This is a genomic window from Microbacterium sp. F1-18, assembly GCF_052921305.1.
The window spans coordinates 381,196-398,292 of record NZ_JBREVD010000003.1 but is presented as its reverse complement, the minus strand read 5'-3'; the positions used below and the strand labels follow the sequence as shown (position 1 = coordinate 398,292).

The following is a 17,097-nucleotide window of genomic DNA, read 5'->3' as shown; positions in this document are numbered from 1 at the left end:
GCCTCACGGTAGCGGTGACCGCCGACATCGATGACAGCACGAACGCGGACCCTCAGTCCTGCGCGCGATGCGGATCGATCACCGGCACCGAGGCGAGCAGGCGACGCGTGTACGCGGCCTGCGGCTGCAGCAGCACCTTCTCGGTCGGTCCCTCCTCGACGATGCGCCCCTCGGTCATCACGACGACCTCGTCGCAGAGGTTCTGCACGACGCCGATGTCGTGCGAGACCAGCAGCAGCGTCATCCCCTGTTCTGCTCGCAGGCGGCGCAGGACGTCGAGGATCTGCGCGCGGACGGTCACGTCGAGGGCCGACAGCGGTTCGTCGCCGACCAGGATCTCGGGGCGATGCGCGATCGCGCGCGCGAGGGCGATGCGCTGGCGCTGGCCGCCCGAGAACTCGTGCGGGTAGCGGTCCGCTGCGTCCGCATCCAACCCGACGTCCGACAGCACCTCGTGTACGCGGGCGCGTCGGTCGCCCGGGACGTCGAGCGCCCACAGCGGTTCTGCGACGATACGGCCCACGCTCATGCGGGGATCGAGCGAGGCGTACGGGTCCTGGAAGACGATGCCGGTGCGACGGCGGAGCCAGTGCAGGCTGCGTGCCGACGCACGGGCGTCGACGGCGCGGCCGTCGATCGTGACCGTGCCGGACGACGGCGTGTCGAGGCCGAGAAGAAGCCGGACGAGGGTCGACTTGCCGGACCCCGACTCGCCGATGATGCCGAACGCTGAGCCCGCTCGCACGTCGACGTCGACATCATCGAGCGCGACGGTCTCGCGACGCGGCGCCCCCGCACCGCCGTGGCGCACCCGGTAGTGCTTGCTCAGGCCGCGTGCCGAGATGAGCGACTCGCCGGTCATGCGTCTCCCTCGGGACGCCACACCGTGGCCGTGGCGTCGCGCAGCAGGCCGCGGGTGACCTCCGACTGCGGAGCGGTGAGCAGATCGGCGACCGTACCCGTCTCGACGACGCGCCCGCGTTCGAGCACGACGGCCCCCGTCGCGACCTGCGACAGCACCGCCAGGTCGTGCGTGATGAACAGCAACGACATCCCGTCGTTCTCGACCAGTTCACCCAGGAGTGACAGGATCTCGGCCTGGATCGTCACGTCGAGCGCCGTCGTCGGCTCGTCGGCGATGAGAAGGTGCGGGCGGGCCGCCAGTGCCATGGCGATCGCGACCCGCTGGCGCTGGCCCCCGGAGAGCTGATGCGGGTAGCGGCGCAGTGCGCCCTCAGGGAGCCTCACCCGATCAGCATCGGCCTGAGCCCGGGCCAGAGCCTCACGGCGGCCGGCGCGGCGGTGGATGCGCAGCGGCTCCGCGATCTGCCGCCCCACGGTACGCAGTGGATTGAGGGCGGTCTGGGGCTCCTGGAAGACGATGCCGATCTCTTCGCCGCGCAGAGCGGCGAGCTCGCGGTCGGGCAGCCCGATCAGCTCCCGCCCGTTCCACCGGATGCTGCCGTCGACCTCGGCGCCGTCGGGCAGCAGCCCGAGGACGGCGAGGGCGGTCAACGACTTTCCCGACCCCGACTCGCCGATGAGGCCGACCCGGGCGCCGTCGGCGACGGTGAAAGACACGTCGTCGACCACGCGGCGGCCGTCGAGCGCGATCGACAGGCTGGTGACCTCGAGGCTCATGCGACGACCGCCGGGGTGTGCGAGGCAGCCGGTGACCGCCGTCGGGCGAGCGTCGGGTCGGTCGCCTCACGCAGACCGTCGCCGAGGAGGTTCAGACCCAGCACGGTGACGGTGATCGCCAGGCCCGGCCACACCACGCTCAGGGGATGCGCCGTCAGATAGTTCTGCAGCTCGCTCAGGAGCAGGCCCCACGACGGCTGCGTCGGGGGAGCGCCGAACCCGAGATAGCTCAGGCCCGCCTCCGCGAGCACCGCGACGGCCATGCCCCACGACAGCTGGACGATGAAGACCGGAGCGACGTTGGGGAGCAGATGACGCACCGCGATCTGCCCGGGCGTCAGACCGTTGGCGCGCGCCGCGAGCACGAAGTCGCTGTGCAGCGTGCGGCGCAGCTCCGGCCGTGTGACGCGCGCGATGTTGACGCCGAAACCGATGCCGACGGAGATCACGACGACCCAGAGCGAGCCACCCCACACCGCCGAGATCATCATCGCGATCAACAGCACGGGGAAGGCGATCAGGATGTCGACGAGTACCGCGACGACCTCGCGGGTCCAGCGGCCCGTGAGCGCGCCGAGACAGGCGAGCGTGATACCGATGAGCGTCGCGACGACACCGGCACCGGCGGCGACGAGGACCGTCGTGCGCGCCCCCACGATCAACAGCGAGAGGATGTCGCGGCCCGAGGCGTCGGTGCCGAGCAGATGCGGCCAGCTCGGCGGGCTCCACCGCGCCGGGATGTCGACGCGCTGCGGGTCGAACGGGGTCCACACGAGCGACACCGCGGCCACGACCCCGATGGTGACGACGACGACGAGTCCGAAGCGGCCGGCGGGAAGCGACCAGAGTCGGCGCAGCCACGGCATCCGGGCGTTCATACGGCCTCCCGCTGTCTCGGATCCAGGCTGCGGTGCACGAGGTCGACGACGAACCCGACGACCAGGACGACCGCCGTGAGGGCCAGGAGCTCGCCCTGAACCTTCGGCAGATCGCGCAGTCCGACGTCAGCGACGAGCATGCGCCCGATGCCCGGCAGGGTGAACAGCTGCTCGATCACGACCGCACCCACGACGATGCCCGCGACCTGGAGGCCGAGCACGCTGATGATCGACAGCCCCACCGTCGGAAGTCCGTGCCGCAGCAGTGCCGCTCGGCGGGTGAGGCCCTTCGCGGCGGCCGTGCGGACGAAGTCCTGACCCATCGCCGACAGGGTCGCACTGCGGACGAACCGCATCAGCATCGCGCCCTCCACGACCCCGATCGTGATCGCGGGCAGGACCAGCGCGGCGAAGGCCCGCGCCGGGTCGCGCCAGCCGTCGCGCGGGAAACCCTGCGCGGGCAGCCACCCGAGCCAGATCGCGAACACCACGACGAGCATCATCCCCGCCCAGACGACCGGCACGGCGGCGAGCGCTTGTGCGCCGAAGGAGAGCGCCGTGCCGTCGACGCGCCCGCGACGGAAGGCCGCGACGACGCCGAACGGAAGCGCGATGATCAGCGCCACCACCATCGACATCACTCCGAGGGGCACGGTGACCTGAGCTTTCGCGGCGAGCTCCGCCGCGACGGGCGAGCCGGTCACCAGCGAGGCGCCGAGGTCGCCGCGCAGCAGCCCGGACACCCAGTCGAGGTACTGCGTCGGCAGCGGCACGTCGAGGCCGAGCCGCTCACGAAGCGCGGCGACCTGCTCGGGGGTGGAGTTGGTGCCGGCGATCTGCTGGGCGACGTCGCCGGGAAGTACCCGCAATGTCACGAAGATCAGCACGCTGGCGACGACCAGACCCAGCAGCAGCAGGGCCAGTCGCGTCAGCGCGTAGCGGATCACCCGTCGCTCTTGGCGATCTCGGCGAGGTTGATGCGGGCGTTCACGTTGTCGACGGGCATGCCCGAGACGTTCGTGGCGACCGCGACCACCGAAGCCCAGTTGTAGAGCCAATCGGCGGCGTGATCCTCGGACACGATCCGCGCGGCCTTCTTCAGGAGGTCGTCCGCGGACTGCTCGTCCGTTGCCAGCAGCGACTGCGCGTACAGGTCCTGCACCTCGGCGTTGTCGTAGGTGAAGTAGTAGTCGGGGTTCGCCCAGTTCTCGAAGTCGCGCGGCTCTGCGTGGTTGACGACGCTGAGCTCGTAGTCCTTGTTCGTGTAGACGTCGCTGAGCCAGGTGCCGAAGTCGACGGGGTTGACCTTCAGGTCGATCCCGACGTCATTGAAGTTCGAGACCAGGATCTGGGGGAGCGTCGTGCCGTAGGCCGACGGGATGGTCAGAGTCAGAGCGAGGTCGCTGACGCCGGCCTCGCTCAGCAGTGCCCGGGCCGCCTCGGGGTCGTACGACACGACATCCGACAGGTCTTCGTATCCGGGGTCCGCCTCCGGGATCGGACCGTACAGTGTCTGCCCTGCGCCGACGGCCTCGACGATGGCGTCGTGGTCGATCGCGGTTCGGATCGCTTCGCGCACCCGGACATCGGCCAGGGGCCCCGAGGTGGAATTCATCGCGAGCACGCTCTTGTCCGTCGCGCTGCCGGTCTCGACGACGAAGTCGCCGCCGCCCTCGACCTGGTCGGCGAGGTTCGCGTCGAAACCGACCACGACGTCGGTCTCGCCGGCCAGAGCCGCGTTGATGGCGGCCTGGTTGTCGGGGATGAAGTCGAACGTCACGTCGGCTACCTGAGCCGCGTCGCCCCAGTAGGCGTCGTTGCGCTCGAGTGTCAGGCTGGCGCCCTGACGCCAGTTCGCGAGACGGAAGGGGCCGGTGCCGTTGGCAGCGGTGTTGTAGTCGACGGTGTCGCCCTCTTTGAGGATGATGCCCGCGCGGCCCGTGAGATTCCACAGCAGTGACGAATCGGGCTGCGACAGAGTCAGGATGATCTTCTGCCCGTCAGCCGCGACCGAGGTCACGTTCGCGAGTCGTTCGCTGTCCGCCCACTCGGGAGTGCCCTGCCGCGTGGTCAATGACGAGACGACATCCTGCGGGGTCAGGGCCTGGCCGTCGTGGAAGGTGACTCCCTCGCGCAACGTGAAGGTGTAGGTCAGGCCGTCTGCCGAGATCTCGTGAGCGCTGGCGAGCGCGTCGACGATCTCGCCCTCCGCGGTGCGGGCGACGAGGCCTTGGTAGACGTTGTCGATGAGCGTCTGATCGAGCGAGATGCCCGCCGTCTGCCGGATGTCGAGGTTCGACGGTTCGAGCACGAGGCGGATGTTGACGGTCGCGTCAGGGTTCGGGGCGCCGACGCTGGTGGACGGTGCCGGATCGGTGGATCCGGTGCAGCCGGCGAGGAGAAGCGTGCCTGCGGCCAGCAGTGCGGCGGCGGTCACGGTGGTGCGGCGGAGCATGTGGAGGAGGGTTCCTTTCGCAAGGGCGGCGGCATCGTTGCTGTCCGATGCGGGATCCGCGAACTCAGTGCGGCATACAGCCTAGGGTCCGGCGCGACCGTGAGACGCATTCGCCGACCTCTAGCGTCGCACGGCGCCTTGCTATTCCATCGGGAGCGGGCCGCGCACAGGCTGCGCGGGGTCAGCAGGCAGCGGAGCCCAGCAGGAAAACGATTGAGCCTGTCGGCGGCACGGCCTCACCGGTGGACCTCGCCGCGTTAGAGCGGACCGGGCCTGTCTCCGCAGGCCGAAGGCCTCATCCCGTGACGTCGTGAGGCTGAGCTATCGTCCTGCGGTGCCTGGGCATCTGCGACGTCGACTGAGCCTGTCGGCGGCCCATCGCCCGCTACCAAGCCTTCGCGGGCGGGTCGGTGTGCGGCCCGGCCCCGCAGTGTCCCGTCGACAGGCTGAGCGGCTGTTTTCGCGCGCCGCTGCCCGGCTCACCGCGGCTCAGCCTGTTGGCGGCACGTCGCCCGGCGCGGCCCGGCCCCGGGGCTGGGCCGTGCCGGCCCGAGTGGGGTCAGGCGGTGGTGGCGTCGCGGATGATGCGGGCGAGCTCGATCGGAAGCTCCTCCTGCACGTTGTGCCCGGATTCCACGGTCACGATCCGCGCCCCGGGCACACGGTCGCCGAAGGCGGCGACGTCGGCGTCGGTGAGATATCCCCGCGTCCCGCGCACCAGGGTGATGGGTGCCGTCACCGCCGCGAAGTCGTCCCAGCCGGATGCCGCGAGCGCCGGCGCCAGGGCATCCTGCCGCTCGGATGCCGCGGCCGCGGCGCCCGGGTCGGCGGCGAGCCCGTTGGCGATGCGGGCGAAGTGGTGCTTCCACTCCACGCGACCGTCGTCGCGCACGCGCGAGTTGAGGTACACGCCGCGCTCCGCCGCCGCGCGGTCGCCCCCGAGGCCGAACGACAGCGCCCGCTCGACCATCTCCGCTCGTGAGGCCCAGCTCGTCGGTCCGGCGAAGAACCGCCGGATCTGCGACGCCGCACCGGCGGGGTCGAGCCCGGGTGCGATGTCGACGATCACGAGGGAGCGCACCAGCTCGGGATGCGTCGCGGCGAGGGCCGCAGCGGTCAGGCCGCCGAGCGACTGTCCGACGACGACCTGCGGCGTGTGCGTCCATTGCGCGACCGCGGGGGCGATGTCGGCCGCGAGGGTCCGTCCCGTGTAGTCGGCGTCGTCGCGCCAACCCGAGTCGCCGTGCCCGGGCAGGTCGAACGCCAGTGCGGGGCGCCCGAGGCTGAGGATCGTGCGATCCCAGGTGTGCGCATTCAGACCGGCGCCGTGAAGGAGCGTGAACTCGGGGTCGCCCGCGCCGAGTCGCAGCGCGCTGATGGGACGTCCATCGGGGGCGAAGGTGAACAGTCGCTCGGCCGCGGGGGTCGGCACACCCGCTTCGGCGGCTTGAACGGGCAGGAACGAGAACTCGTCGAACGTGTCGTCGTGCACGGTGATCCTTCGCATCGGGGACGGGTCCATTCTCGCGCGGCGCCGGAGGTCGGTGGGTAGGGTTGACGCATGACCCCCGAGCGGCGCATCCACCTCGCCAAGGCGGCTCGTCCGGCTTACGACGCGCTCGACGCTTTCGCGCGCACGGTGGGAACCATCGCCCAGGATGCCGGCATCGGCGAGCGCCTGAAGGAGCTTGCTCTGGTGCACAGCTCGCAGCTCAACGGCTGTGCATACTGCGTCCGTGTGCACGTCGGGCGAGCGGTCGCCGCCGGCGTGACGGCCGACGAGGTCGCCCAGCTCGCCACCTGGCGCGAGTCGGGGGTCTTCGACGAGCGGGAGCGCACGGCGCTCGAGCTCGCCGAGGCCTACGTGAACATCGCCGATGACGGAGTCTCGGACGAGCTCTACGACCGCGTCGGCGGGGTGTTCTCCGAGGCGGAGTACGTCGCGCTGAGCTGGCTGTTCATCTCGATCAACGCGTTCAATCGCCTGACGATCGCGGGGCGGTACCCGGTGCCGCCGCTCCCGCGTGCCGGCCGATGAGCGGCGCGGCCTCGCTGTCGGTGCCGGGCGCCCTGAACTTCCGCGACACCGGCGGCCTGCGGGCGGGCAGCACCTCGACACGGTCGGGCGTCCTCTACCGGTCGGGCAACCTGTTCCGCGTCGACGACGACGGTCGGCGTGCTCTCGGCGAGCTCGGGCTGCGGCGCATCATCGACCTGCGCGACGACGACGAGGTGCGCTCCGAGCCCACGGTCCTGGGAGACCTGCCTATTCGGACGCAGCGTGTTCCGCTGTTCCTGGGATCGGTCGCCTCGCTGTTCCGCGCCGACATGTCGCTCGAGTCGATGTACCGATCGCTGGTCGACGAGTCGGCGCCGCGGGTGCTCGAGGTGGTGCGCGGTGTCATCGCCGATCAGCCGGTGCTCGTCCACTGCACGATCGGCAAGGACCGCACGGGCGTGACGATCGCGATGATCCTCGCGGCGGCGGGAGTGGACGAGGATGCCGTCGTCGACGACTACGCGCGGACGGAGACGTTGCTCCCGGCCGAGCGGAATGCGCCGGTCCTCGCGTACCTCCGCGCGCACCACCCCGACGCCCCGCAGCTGGTCGATCTGGCCACGCGCTCGCCAGCCCCCGTCATGCGCGCGCTGCTGGCGGATCTGCGCGAGCGATTCGGTTCACCGGCCGAGTACCTTCGGTCGCACGGACTCGGCGACGACGAGCTGGATGAGCTGCGCCGCATCATCCTGCTGTGAGAACTCCGGGGAGTCGTCCGGATTCGGCTAGGTAGGTAAGGCATGCCTACACCGCGGGTATAGTGGACTCATCATGTCCGAGCTCCACAGCGCCGCCGCCTGTCGTGCGTCGAAGCACGTCCGGGTGCAGCACCTGGTCACGGCCGACGAGCACTCGCTCGCCGAGCTCGAGGCGCTGCTGGCGACGCTGCCGCTGTGTTCGACCGGACGGGTCTTCATCGAGGTCCCCGACGCCGCATGGATCGGCACCGTCTCGGCGCCGGCCCGCATGGTGGTGACGTGGCTCGACCGTTCCCGCCGCACCGGCGCGCCGGGCTCGGGGCGCGGCTGTGCGCCGGGTGAGGCGCTATCGCGCGCCGTCACGGCCTGGGCCGACGAGATGCTCTGCACCGATGCCGCGCGGGCGACGCGCGTGCACCTGCTGGGCGGGTTCCTCGGCACCGTCGACATCGTCGATCACCTGACCTCGCGCTGCGGCATGGCCGCCGAGTCGATCCACACACCCGAACGCTTCGGCCTCGCGACCGCCCGCTGAAGCAGGTCAGTGGCGCTCGGCGCGGCGCGGGATGTAGTTGCCGTCCGCGAGCCCCGCGTCGATCTCGAACCGGTTCCGCAGGGGATTGCGGCCCGCGATCAGGTACAGCAGGGGCATGAGCAGCCCGTAACGCCGCCACTGCCGAGCGTGTACGGCCTCATGCGTGAGGATCCGCTCGCTCGGCTCGCGGTCGCCGGTCAGGAAGCATGACCCCACGCAGACGCCGCCGCGGCCGAAGGTCCAGGCCGGCATGCCGCGGAAGATCCACAGCCCGTGACGGCGCTCGATGCGGCCGGTCGACCATAGCGCGCCCCACGCGAATCCGAAGGCGGTGCCGGCGCGGGCTCCGAGCTCGCTGATGGGGGAGTCGAGCAGCACGCGGGGGATGACGCGGTCGAGCGCGGCCCCGCGAGCGACCGCCTCGTCGGCGCGCTGACGCCATCCGGCGGGCGGCGTGCGCACCGCGCTCACGCGAGGGCCCCGACGACCCGCAGCACGGAACCCATGTCTTCTACGACCGCCTCGGGGTGCGGTGGAGCGAACCCGGAGACGGATGCTCCCGCGAGCGGGAACCGCCCGCGCAGGATGCCGATGGCGTTCGTGAGCGTCGGGAGGTCGAGTCCGAACGGGACGGCTGCGCTCACACCGGTGATCGCTGCGGGGTCGAGGACATCGAGATCGACGTGGAGGTACACCGAGCCCGCGCCGGTGGCGGCGACCGCATCGGCCAGGCGCGCGGGATCCGCGAGATCGTCGACGCCCAGATGCGTGAGCCCCGAGGCCCGCACCACATCGATCTCGGGATCGTCGAACTCCCGGGCTCCCGCCAAAACGACCCGCTCGGCGGGCACCGCAGCATCCGGTGACAGCGGGCTCGCCTCGAACACGGCGCGCAGTGCCATGCCTGCGAACGCGCCGGACGGTGACGACTCGGGGGAGTGCAGATCGGCGTGGGCGTCGAACCAGACCACGGCCATATCGGGATGCAGCGCGGCCGCGTGTGCGATCGCGGGCACAGCCACTCCGCAGTCGCCGCCCACGACCACCGTGTGCCCGGTCGGTCCGGTGCCGCTCGTGCCGTCCGCAGGGCTGTCGGCGTCGCCGAGTGCCGCCATCACCAGGTCTCGTGTGCGCTGAAGCGAGCTGAACCGCCGGATGCCGCTGCCGAGGGCCTCACCGGCCTCGACGGGGACCTCGACCCGCACCGTCGCGCTGCGCGGCAGGTCGCCGGCGATCGCCTCGGCGCCGTCGATGAGGGTCATCGATCGAGCCGACGGCGAGCCCTGCCACTGCGGGACCACGATGAATCGGGTCATGACGTCATCCTCTGTTCGGGGTGCGGGAATCGATTGTCGACGCCCGGGCGGTGGCGCCGGCCCGGGCGTCGACATCGGGCATCAGCGCTCGATGGCGCCGGCGGCCCCGCCCGTCTTCAGCGCGGCGAGCCGAGCTTCGACCTCGGTGAGCTGGCCCACGTCTTCGAGGCTCTCGAACTGTGCGTCGAGGCTCGACGCGGCGAGCTCCTGCTTGCCGGCGGCGAGTGCCTCCTGGCGGCGGACCTTGTCTTCGAAGCGCCCGAGCTCGCTGGTGGGGTCGAGCACGTCGATCGACTTGACGGCGTCGTGGACGCGGTTCTGCGCCTCCGCCGTCTTGGCGCGCGCGAGCAGCTCGGAGCGCTTCGCGCGGAGCTGGTCGAGCTTGACCTTCATGCCGTTCAGGCCGTCCTTCAGCTTCTCGACCACCTCGGTCTGAGTCGCGATGGTCGGCGCGATCGTGCGGGCCTCGTTCTCCTCGCTGATCTGACGCTGCAGCGCGACCTTGGCGAGGTTGTCGAACTTGTCGGCGTCGGCGGTGTTGCCCACCGCGCGCAGCTCGTCGGCCTTGCGGCTGGCCGCGAGGGCCTTGTTGCCCCACTCGGCGGCCGCCTGGACGTCCTCCTGGTGGTCGCGCTCGAGCAGACGCAGGTTGCCGATCGTCTCGGCGATCGCCGACTCCGCGTCGGCGATCGAGTTGGTGTAATCCCGCACGAGCTGGTCGAGCATCTTCTGCGGGTCCTCGGCCTGGTCGAGAAGGGCGTTGATGTTCGCCTTCATGAGCGTCGAGATGCGACCGAAGATGGACTGCTTTGCCATCGGGGTTCCTTTCGTGGTTGGTACGGAAGAGGGAGAAATCGTCAGAAGCGGCCGCCGCCGCGGCGGGAGCGACCGCCGCCGCCGAATCCACCACCGCCGGTGCGGCCGCGGGATCCGCCGCCGAATCCGCCGCGCGATCCGCCGAGACCGCCGCCGAAGCCGCTGCCGCCGAATCCCGACGAGCGTCGGCCGGATGAGCCGCCGCCGAGGAGCGAGTTCAGCACCATGCCGCCGATCATGGCACCCATCATGCCGCTGGAGTTCGATCCGGCGGAGGCCGACGTGAAGCCGCCGACGTCGGTGCGCGCCGCATCGATCGCGAGCCCGCTCAGCTGTGTCGCGCGCGTCGCGTCGGCCAGGGCGCGTTCGGGCTCGATCTGCGATGTCGCCTCGGCGCGATCGAGCGACGCCCGCGCTTCCGCGACCCGCGTGCGGGCCGTCGCGCCGACGGCGCCGCGCCGCGTGCCGATGTAGTCCTCCGCGGCAGAGACCTGTGCGCGCGCCTGCTGCAACTGCTGGTCGAGCGTCTGCCGTGCGCGGGCCGCGCGCTGTGCGGCGTCGCGCGCACCGGCGAGGGCGGCATCGATCGCCGAGTTCGCGCCCAGGAGCGTCGACAGCGCAGCCTGCGGGCGGCGGTGCTCGCCCGTCAGCTGAGCGCGGGCGGCGTCGATCTGCTGGCGCGTGGCGGACGCGACCGCGCCGAGCGAGCCGTCGGGATCAGGGACGCCGACGGCGGCGGCGACATCCTGCTCCAGCTCGGTCACGAGGGCGGCGGCGTCGCGTTCGGCGGTCGCGAGGTCGGCGGCCACCTTCTCGACGGAGGCTTCGAGCTGGGCGGCCTGTGTCACGGCCCCCTCCGCTGCGCGCAGGGCGATGGCCGCGCTGGCGCCGTCGCCGGCCGCGATCGCGCGCTGGGCCGCGTCGAGCTGCTCGTCGGCGTAGGTCAGGCGACTGCGCGCCTGATCGGGGTTGTCGCCGATGGTCGCGAGCTCCTCGGGCGCGTACGCCGATCGGAGCCGTTCGAGCGACGCGATCGCGCCGTCGAGCCCGGTTCCGGCCGCCGCGCGGTCCTGCTGGATGCGCACCAGCGCCTCGGGTGCGTTCTGCTCGAGATCGCGCAGGCGGTCGAACTCGTCGGCACGCGCATCGAGCTCGGAGTCGGCGTGCGCGCACAGCTCGAGGATCCGCGTGTGGATGGCGCGGACGTCGGCCTCGGTGTCGGGCTGGTCGTCGTCGAGGCGCTGCTGCAGCGAGAACGCCTCGTCGAGGTCGCGCCGCGCCTGCGCCAGCGTCTGCGCGAAAGCGGCGGCCGCGTCGTCGCCGAACTGCGCCGTCGCGAAGCCGAGCTCCTGCTCGCTCGTCCGGATGGCGTCGTCGGCTGCGACCAGCGCGCTGGCGGAGCGGCGCGCGAGAGACTCGATCGGTTCCGCGGCTGCACCGCGAGCGGATCCGCCGGCGCCGCTTCGGCGACGGCGCACGAGGACGACGACGACCGCGATCACGGCTCCGACCGCGAGGATGCCGAGGACGATCGTCAGAACCGGGATGCCGGAGCCCTGCGCGGCGCCTCCGGAGCCTTCGGTCGTGCCGCCGGAACCGCCGACCGCAGCCGAGAGCCCTCCGGCTGCGGCGAAGGCTGCTCCGCCCCAATCCTCGGAGCGGAGCTCGGGCAGGATGTCGCGCGTCTCGATCGTGCCCAGCGTGTCGCCGTCGACGGGACCGTTGGTGTCGCCCGAGAGGTAGAAGTTGCGCTGCTCGGTGGCGATGGCCAGCACGTACTGGTTGATACCCAGGCCGCCCCGGTCGGCGACCGCGTTGGCCCAGCCTTCGGCGTCGGACGGGCTGCTGAAGGCGTCGACGTAGACCACCCACAGGTCGATACCCGCCTCGGAGCTCAGTGCTGTCAGCCTCTCGTCGACGGCACGCTCTTCACCCGACGACAACGCATCGGCCTGATCCACGACGCGCCCCGCACCGAGGTCGACCGGGTCGGTCGCCCAGGCCGCGGCGGAGCCGCCGACGACGAGCATCAGGCTCGCCACTATCGAGAGCGTCGCTGCTCGGAGCACGCGCATCCGTTCCCCTTCCGAGGTCGGAGGACCGGCCTCGCTTCCACTCTATTGAGGGCCCGGGGTCCGAGCCTATGCCGCGACTGTGAATCAGCGGGCAGCGGAATCGCGGCGCGGATACCGCGGGACGGGAAGGGCCGCGGTTACGCTGACCGGCGGCCGGAGAGGCTCGAGGTGGAGGAAGCATGGACGACAGGTACGGCTCGGATGTTCTCGCAGCGGGCTGGCGGGACGCCGGACGCAAAGTCGTTCCCGACGTCCCCGCCGATCCCGATCTCGTCGTCGAGGTTGCGGCAGACGGCTACTGCGGAGCCGTCGTCGCCGTCCGTGGCGGCAACGTCGAACTCGAGGACCGCCTCGGAAAGGTGCGCCTGTTCCCGCTCGGTGGAGGTTTCCTCGTCGATGGCGAACCGGTCAAGCTCGTGGCGCCGAAGGCCACGCAACCCACGGGACGGATGCGGACCGCCTCCGGTTCTTTCGTGGCGCCTCAGCAGCGGGCGCGCGTTGCGCGGGCATCGCGCATCCTCGTCGAAGGACGTCACGATGCCGAGCTCGTCGAGAAGGTGTGGGGTGCCGACCTCCGCGTCGAGGGCGTCGTGGTCGAGTACCTGCAGGGCATCGACCTGCTCGACGACCTCCTCCGAGACGAGCCTCCGTCCGCCGACCGCCGCTACGGAGTGCTCGTGGACCACCTCGTCGCCGGCTCGAAGGAGACCCGTATCGCGGAGCAGATCCTGCGCGGACCGCACGGCGCGCACCTGAAGATCGTCGGACACCCCCATATCGACGTCTGGCAGTGCGTCCGCCCCGAGGCCGTCGGCATCCGCGCGTGGCCGCAGGTGCCGCGCGGAGTCGATTGGAAGACCGGCGTCTGCCGGGCGCTCGGCTGGCCCGCCGAGGATCAAGCCGACATCGCGCATGCGTGGCAGCGCATCCTGGGATCGGTCCGTACGTATCGCGACCTCGACCCTGCCCTGCTCGGCCGGGTCGAAGAGCTCATCGACTTCGTCACCACCTGACCAGGCACCTCGGCTCGGCGCCGACCCGGCTGCTCGATACCCTGGACTCATGCCGCAGACCGACGCGCCCGACACCGGTGACGAACCCCGCTACCGCGAGCGGCCCGTGTCGTTCGCGCGCCGCAGCGGTCGCATGAGCGACGGCCAGGAGCGCGCCTGGAACCAGCTCGGCGACTTCTACAACATCCCCGTCGAGCGCGATCAGGCCCTCCTCAGCGTCAGGCCGGGTTCGCACGTGGATCCCGCGTCGCTGTTCGGGCGCGAGGCTCCGCTCGTGGTCGAGATCGGCTCGGGCCAGGGGCACGCGATCGTCGCGGCCGCACAAGCCGCGCCCGAGACCGACTTCCTCGCGGTCGAGGTGTTCCGCGCCGGCCTTGCGCGCACCATGCTCGACGCCGATCGTGCGGGCGTGCGCAACCTGCGCCTCGTCGAGGCGAATGCGCCCGAGGTGCTCGAACACCTGCTGCCCGCGGCATCCGTCGACGAGCTGTGGATCTTCTTCTCCGATCCGTGGCACAAGACTCGGCACACCAAGCGGCGCCTCATCTCTCCCGACTTCACGCCGCTGGCCGCGCGGGTGCTGAAACCCGGCGGCGTGCTGCGTCTGGCGACCGATTGGGAGGACTACGCCCGTCAGATGCGAGAGGTGATGGGGGATGCCGCTGGCTTCGCGCCCGACTTCGACGGCGACTGGGCGCCGCGTTTCGAGGGACGGGTGATGACGGCCTTCGAGCGTAAGGGCATCGCCAAGGGGCGCGACATCCGCGATCTCGCCTACCGCCGCGTCGACGCGGCCTGACGGGATGCGGTCGCTGTGAAGACGCATCCGGGCCTGGCCGCCCGCCCCTACGTCTCGGCGAGCACGCTGCCGGCCCTGCTGGTATGCCTGGCCGCACCGGCGTTCTTCGTGCTCCTGCAGCCCTGGCTCGGCTGGGCGCTCCTCATCGTCGGTCTCGTCGCTGCGCTCGGCGTCGACCGCTGGCGCGTCAGCGAGGCGGGACGGCCCTCGCTGGCCCGCGACCTCTCGCTCATCGCCCTCGGTCTCGTCGTCGTGAGCCTCATCGACCTGAAAGCCGAGCTCGACAACCTCGCGATGGTGCGATTCACCCTTGCGCTCGGCGGCGCTGTGCTTCTGCCCTATCTCGTGTCGCGCTTCGTCTACCGCGACCACGCGATCCGCTTCCCCTGGCGCGGCGGGGGACGCTGGACCACCTTCCAATGGGTGTGGCTCGCCGCCGTCCTCGTGCTCGGATGGCTCATCCTGCCCTTCTACTTCATCACCTCGGGCGTGTACACGAACTGGCCGGTCGTCGATACTCCCGACCTGATCGCGAGGCTCTTCGTCGGAGTCGGCGCCGTGGGCATCTGGGACGAGCTGTTCTTCATCTGCACCTGCTTCGCGCTGCTGCGACGGCACTTCGCCGACGCGTCGGCGAACGTCCTCCAGATGATCGTCTTCGTATCTTTCCTGTGGGAGCTGGGCTATCGAGCCTGGGGGCCGCTGCTGACGATCCCGTTCGCGCTGCTGCAGGGCTACATCTTCCTGCGCACGCGCTCGCTCGCCTACGTCGTGACGGTGCACCTGCTCTTCGACGCCGTCGTCTTCGGCGTGCTCGTCCATGCGCACAATCCGGGGCTCCTCGACGCCCTCTTCCTCGTCCCGGCGCCCTGAGGGCCGGGGTACCCTGGGTCGCGGGGCCCCGACCGCGGGTCCGCGGACGAGGGAGCAGTACCCGCACCAGACAAGACTGACTCGGACAGGTCTGTCATGTCATGGGTGATCCTGATCGCATCCGGCGTCCTCGAGGCGGTATGGGCGGCCGCGCTCGCGGCATCCGAGGGGTTCCGCCGCAAGCGGCCCGCTCTGCTCTTCGCCGTCGCGCTCGTGGGCAGCATTGCGGGTCTCGCCATCGCGATGACCGAGCTGCCCACCGGCACGGCCTACGCCGTCTGGGTCGGCGTCGGCGCGACCCTCACGGTGGTGTGGGCGATGGTGACTCAGCGCGAGCGCGCCTCGGTGGCGCGTGTCCTCCTGCTCGTGCTGCTGGTGGCCTGCGTCATCGGCCTCAAGGTGGTGAGCTGACATGGCGCGGGCATGGGTCGTCCTCCTCGCCAGTGCCGTCTGCGAGGCCGTCTGGGCCACGGCGCTCGGGCAGTCCGACGGGTTCCGCGAGCCCGTGGCGACCCTCGTGTTCGTCGCCGGACTGCTCGTGAGCATGATCGGACTCGGACAAGCCATGAAGCGGATCCCGATCGGCACGGCGTACGCGGTCTGGGTCGGCGTGGGGGCGGCGCTCACGGTCGCCTGGTCGATGGCAACCGGCGCCGAGGCGTTCTCGCCGGGCAAGATCGTCTTCATCGCGGGCATCGTCATCGCCGTCATCGGGCTGAAGCTCGTGCCTGCCTCGGCCCCGATCAGGCGATCACAGGCGGGCGAGGAGCGCCGGGCCGAAGACGAGGGCCGCCGCGATCGGAACCACGAGCGCCGCTAGAGCGATGATGCCCAGGATGGCGATGTTGCCCAGGATCGACCCCACCAGGGCGCGGCCCCGGCCTGCGGCGAGGTGGATGCGGTCGAGAGGCGAAAGAGGTGCGGCGGTCACATTCCGACGTTACGAAGCGGAGAGGTGTCTGCGCGTCGGTCGATCGGCTGAGAGGCATCCGACTGGGGGATGATCCGGGCCCGACGCGTGTCAATCCCCTCGGACCGCGCGGATGCGGCGCGTACCGTCGCGGGCAGCAATCGACGAAAGGACGATCCGATGAGCGACTCCGATCCGCAGCGCGGCGAGCACGACGGGCCCGAGCAGGGCACGACCACGGGCGGGGCATCGGCCTTCCCCGGCGCCCCCAGCGCGGCACCCGACGAGCCCGCGCCTGATGATGGCGACGTCGACACGACCACCGATGAAGGCGGACAGCCGCTCGAGAACCCGTCGGGCGGTTGACGGCGTCACCGCCGGGCATCTGCACCGCCTGTCAAGAGCACGACGCGCCGCGATGAGCGGTGTCAGCCTGTACCCACCAACGCCGGACCCGCCCCACTGAAGGAGACACGATGAGCGACAACGAAGACCCCCGGACGATTCTCGCCGAGCTGCTGCCGGACTTCCGGTTCGCCATGGTCACCACGATCGACGACGCGGGAAAGCTCACCGCGCGCCCGTTGACCGTTCAGGAAGCGGAATTCGACGGCGACCTGTGGTTCGTCGTCGACCGGGGCTCGTCCGTCGCCTCGCATGTGACTGTCCGTCCCACCGTCGGGGTGGCGCTCAGCAAGGATGACGCGTGGGTCTCCCTCGCCGGTGAAGCTGCGATCGTCGATGACCGAGCCCGGCTCGAGCACTACTGGTCGAGCACCCTCGAGGCGTGGTTCCCCGACGGACCGGACGACCCGAGGATCACGCTGCTGCGTGTCGATGCGATCTCGGGCGAGTACTGGAGCAGTGCGGGCGGGCGCATCGCGACGGCCATCGGTCTGATCAAGTCTAAGCTCACGGGCGAGACCTACGAGGGGCGCAACGAGAAGCTCGAGCTCTGAGCTCTGAGCTCTCGGGCTCCCATACGACGAAGGGCCGTCCCGCGATGCGGAACGGCCCTTCGTCGCCGTG

21 protein-coding genes and 1 riboswitch are annotated in these 17,097 nt (G+C 70.9%); of the genes, 10 read left to right on the top strand and 11 right to left on the bottom strand.

What is annotated here, in order from left to right; translation table 11 throughout:
• Positions 1-52 precede the first annotated feature (52 nt).
• The 6 genes from ACU6RU_RS10635 to ACU6RU_RS10610 all read right to left on the bottom strand — a co-directional run bounded on the left by ACU6RU_RS10635 (position 53) and on the right by ACU6RU_RS10610 (position 6,481).
• On the bottom strand, positions 53-862 hold the full coding sequence (locus ACU6RU_RS10635) for an ABC transporter ATP-binding protein (RefSeq protein ID WP_120264762.1): 810 nt from the start codon (positions 860-862) through the stop codon (positions 53-55).
• A complete protein-coding gene (locus ACU6RU_RS10630; protein WP_120264763.1) occupies positions 859-1,641 on the bottom strand; it encodes an ATP-binding cassette domain-containing protein in 783 nt (260 codons plus the stop codon). Before ACU6RU_RS10630 ends, ACU6RU_RS10635 begins: the two co-directional genes overlap by 4 nt.
• A complete protein-coding gene (locus ACU6RU_RS10625) occupies positions 1,638-2,507 on the bottom strand; it encodes an ABC transporter permease (protein WP_183045401.1) in 870 nt (289 codons plus the stop codon). Before ACU6RU_RS10625 ends, ACU6RU_RS10630 begins: the two co-directional genes overlap by 4 nt.
• Positions 2,508-2,515: 8 nt before the next feature.
• Positions 2,516-3,466, bottom strand: coding sequence for an ABC transporter permease (locus ACU6RU_RS10620; RefSeq protein ID WP_446726509.1), 951 nt, complete (start codon positions 3,464-3,466; stop codon positions 2,516-2,518).
• Positions 3,463-4,974, bottom strand: a complete 1,512-nt coding sequence (locus tag ACU6RU_RS10615) for an ABC transporter substrate-binding protein (RefSeq protein ID WP_446726508.1) — start codon at positions 4,972-4,974, stop codon at positions 3,463-3,465. The genes ACU6RU_RS10620 and ACU6RU_RS10615 overlap by 4 nt, the downstream gene beginning before the upstream one ends.
• A gap of 559 nt (positions 4,975-5,533) precedes the next feature.
• A complete protein-coding gene (locus tag ACU6RU_RS10610; protein ID WP_446726507.1) occupies positions 5,534-6,481 on the bottom strand; it encodes an alpha/beta fold hydrolase in 948 nt (315 codons plus the stop codon).
• A gap of 54 nt (positions 6,482-6,535) precedes the next feature.
• On the opposite strand from ACU6RU_RS10610, the gene ACU6RU_RS10605 reads away from it, so the two are divergent.
• The 3 genes from ACU6RU_RS10605 to ACU6RU_RS10595 all read left to right on the top strand — a co-directional run bounded on the left by ACU6RU_RS10605 (position 6,536) and on the right by ACU6RU_RS10595 (position 8,266).
• Positions 6,536-7,012, top strand: a complete 477-nt coding sequence (locus ACU6RU_RS10605) for a carboxymuconolactone decarboxylase family protein (RefSeq protein WP_120264767.1) — start codon at positions 6,536-6,538, stop codon at positions 7,010-7,012.
• Positions 7,009-7,731 (top strand): tyrosine-protein phosphatase, encoded by a 723-nt coding sequence (locus tag ACU6RU_RS10600; RefSeq protein WP_446726506.1) that lies wholly within the window; start codon positions 7,009-7,011, stop codon positions 7,729-7,731. Before ACU6RU_RS10605 ends, ACU6RU_RS10600 begins: the two co-directional genes overlap by 4 nt.
• 73 nt (positions 7,732-7,804) lie before the next feature.
• A complete protein-coding gene (locus ACU6RU_RS10595; protein ID WP_289329970.1) occupies positions 7,805-8,266 on the top strand; it encodes an SIP domain-containing protein in 462 nt (153 codons plus the stop codon).
• Between the two features lie 6 nt (positions 8,267-8,272).
• Here ACU6RU_RS10595 and ACU6RU_RS10590 read toward each other — a convergent pair whose 3' ends face one another.
• From ACU6RU_RS10590 to ACU6RU_RS10575, 4 genes are all read right to left on the bottom strand, one after another.
• Positions 8,273-8,737 (bottom strand): Fe-S oxidoreductase, encoded by a 465-nt coding sequence (locus ACU6RU_RS10590; protein ID WP_446726505.1) that lies wholly within the window; start codon positions 8,735-8,737, stop codon positions 8,273-8,275.
• Positions 8,734-9,582, bottom strand: coding sequence for an arginase family protein (locus tag ACU6RU_RS10585; protein WP_289329968.1), 849 nt, complete (start codon positions 9,580-9,582; stop codon positions 8,734-8,736). Before ACU6RU_RS10585 ends, ACU6RU_RS10590 begins: the two co-directional genes overlap by 4 nt.
• 81 nt (positions 9,583-9,663) lie before the next feature.
• Positions 9,664-10,398 (bottom strand): PspA/IM30 family protein, encoded by a 735-nt coding sequence (locus ACU6RU_RS10580; RefSeq protein ID WP_120264772.1) that lies wholly within the window; start codon positions 10,396-10,398, stop codon positions 9,664-9,666.
• A gap of 41 nt (positions 10,399-10,439) precedes the next feature.
• Complete coding sequence (locus ACU6RU_RS10575) at positions 10,440-12,473, bottom strand: TPM domain-containing protein (RefSeq protein WP_446726504.1); 2,034 nt, start codon at positions 12,471-12,473, stop codon at positions 10,440-10,442.
• 179 nt (positions 12,474-12,652) lie between these two features.
• Here ACU6RU_RS10575 and ACU6RU_RS10570 point away from each other — a divergent pair, with 179 nt between their 5' ends.
• From ACU6RU_RS10570 to ACU6RU_RS10550, 5 genes are all read left to right on the top strand, one after another.
• Positions 12,653-13,486 carry a DUF3097 domain-containing protein gene (locus tag ACU6RU_RS10570; protein ID WP_120264774.1) on the top strand — a complete coding sequence of 278 codons (834 nt, stop codon included), beginning with the start codon at positions 12,653-12,655 and terminating at the stop codon, positions 13,484-13,486.
• A gap of 49 nt (positions 13,487-13,535) precedes the next feature.
• A complete protein-coding gene (gene trmB, locus ACU6RU_RS10565; protein ID WP_446726503.1) occupies positions 13,536-14,285 on the top strand; it encodes a tRNA (guanosine(46)-N7)-methyltransferase TrmB in 750 nt (249 codons plus the stop codon).
• A 15-nt stretch (positions 14,286-14,300) separates the two neighbouring features.
• Positions 14,301-15,158, top strand: coding sequence for a CPBP family intramembrane glutamic endopeptidase (locus tag ACU6RU_RS10560; RefSeq protein WP_289329965.1), 858 nt, complete (start codon positions 14,301-14,303; stop codon positions 15,156-15,158).
• 20 nt (positions 15,159-15,178) lie between these two features.
• Positions 15,179-15,244, top strand: a riboswitch (guanidine-III (ykkC-III) riboswitch).
• 10 nt (positions 15,245-15,254) lie between these two features.
• Positions 15,255-15,569 (top strand): DMT family transporter, encoded by a 315-nt coding sequence (locus ACU6RU_RS10555; RefSeq protein WP_120264776.1) that lies wholly within the window; start codon positions 15,255-15,257, stop codon positions 15,567-15,569.
• 1 nt (position 15,570) lies between these two features.
• On the top strand, positions 15,571-15,978 hold the full coding sequence (locus ACU6RU_RS10550; RefSeq protein WP_120264777.1) for a DMT family transporter: 408 nt from the start codon (positions 15,571-15,573) through the stop codon (positions 15,976-15,978).
• Here ACU6RU_RS10550 and ACU6RU_RS10545 read toward each other — a convergent pair.
• On the bottom strand, positions 15,910-16,089 hold the full coding sequence (locus ACU6RU_RS10545) for a hypothetical protein (protein WP_023955275.1): 180 nt from the start codon (positions 16,087-16,089) through the stop codon (positions 15,910-15,912). The two genes, ACU6RU_RS10550 and ACU6RU_RS10545, sit on opposite strands and share 69 nt — an antisense overlap.
• Before the next feature lie 159 nt (positions 16,090-16,248).
• On the opposite strand from ACU6RU_RS10545, the gene ACU6RU_RS10540 reads away from it, so the two are divergent.
• A complete protein-coding gene (locus tag ACU6RU_RS10540; protein ID WP_289329963.1) occupies positions 16,249-16,434 on the top strand; it encodes a hypothetical protein in 186 nt (61 codons plus the stop codon).
• A gap of 110 nt (positions 16,435-16,544) precedes the next feature.
• A complete protein-coding gene (locus tag ACU6RU_RS10535) occupies positions 16,545-17,027 on the top strand; it encodes a pyridoxamine 5'-phosphate oxidase family protein (RefSeq protein ID WP_120264780.1) in 483 nt (160 codons plus the stop codon).
• Positions 17,028-17,097 lie beyond the last annotated feature (70 nt).

Excerpts from the sequence above, each read along its gene's own strand:
- ACU6RU_RS10550 (WP_120264777.1), top strand. The coding sequence starts at position 15,571 with ATGGCGCGGGCATGGGTCGTCCTCCTCGCCAGTGCCGTCTGCGAGGCC.
- ACU6RU_RS10575 (WP_446726504.1), bottom strand. The coding sequence starts at position 12,473 with ATGCGCGTGCTCCGAGCAGCGACGCTCTCGATAGTGGCGAGCCTGATG.
- ACU6RU_RS10630 (WP_120264763.1), bottom strand. The coding sequence starts at position 1,641 with ATGAGCCTCGAGGTCACCAGCCTGTCGATCGCGCTCGACGGCCGCCGC.
- ACU6RU_RS10605 (WP_120264767.1), top strand. The coding sequence starts at position 6,536 with ATGACCCCCGAGCGGCGCATCCACCTCGCCAAGGCGGCTCGTCCGGCT.
- ACU6RU_RS10585 (WP_289329968.1), bottom strand. The coding sequence starts at position 9,582 with ATGACCCGATTCATCGTGGTCCCGCAGTGGCAGGGCTCGCCGTCGGCT.
- ACU6RU_RS10635 (WP_120264762.1), bottom strand. The coding sequence starts at position 862 with ATGACCGGCGAGTCGCTCATCTCGGCACGCGGCCTGAGCAAGCACTAC.
- ACU6RU_RS10610 (WP_446726507.1), bottom strand. The coding sequence starts at position 6,481 with ATGCGAAGGATCACCGTGCACGACGACACGTTCGACGAGTTCTCGTTC.
- ACU6RU_RS10555 (WP_120264776.1), top strand. The coding sequence starts at position 15,255 with ATGTCATGGGTGATCCTGATCGCATCCGGCGTCCTCGAGGCGGTATGG.
- ACU6RU_RS10570 (WP_120264774.1), top strand. The coding sequence starts at position 12,653 with ATGGACGACAGGTACGGCTCGGATGTTCTCGCAGCGGGCTGGCGGGAC.
- ACU6RU_RS10580 (WP_120264772.1), bottom strand. The coding sequence starts at position 10,398 with ATGGCAAAGCAGTCCATCTTCGGTCGCATCTCGACGCTCATGAAGGCG.
- ACU6RU_RS10535 (WP_120264780.1), top strand. The coding sequence starts at position 16,545 with ATGAGCGACAACGAAGACCCCCGGACGATTCTCGCCGAGCTGCTGCCG.
- ACU6RU_RS10540 (WP_289329963.1), top strand. The coding sequence starts at position 16,249 with ATGAGCGACTCCGATCCGCAGCGCGGCGAGCACGACGGGCCCGAGCAG.
- ACU6RU_RS10615 (WP_446726508.1), bottom strand. The coding sequence starts at position 4,974 with ATGCTCCGCCGCACCACCGTGACCGCCGCCGCACTGCTGGCCGCAGGC.
- ACU6RU_RS10600 (WP_446726506.1), top strand. The coding sequence starts at position 7,009 with ATGAGCGGCGCGGCCTCGCTGTCGGTGCCGGGCGCCCTGAACTTCCGC.
- trmB (WP_446726503.1), top strand. The coding sequence starts at position 13,536 with ATGCCGCAGACCGACGCGCCCGACACCGGTGACGAACCCCGCTACCGC.
- ACU6RU_RS10595 (WP_289329970.1), top strand. The coding sequence starts at position 7,805 with ATGTCCGAGCTCCACAGCGCCGCCGCCTGTCGTGCGTCGAAGCACGTC.
- ACU6RU_RS10625 (WP_183045401.1), bottom strand. The coding sequence starts at position 2,507 with ATGCCGTGGCTGCGCCGACTCTGGTCGCTTCCCGCCGGCCGCTTCGGA.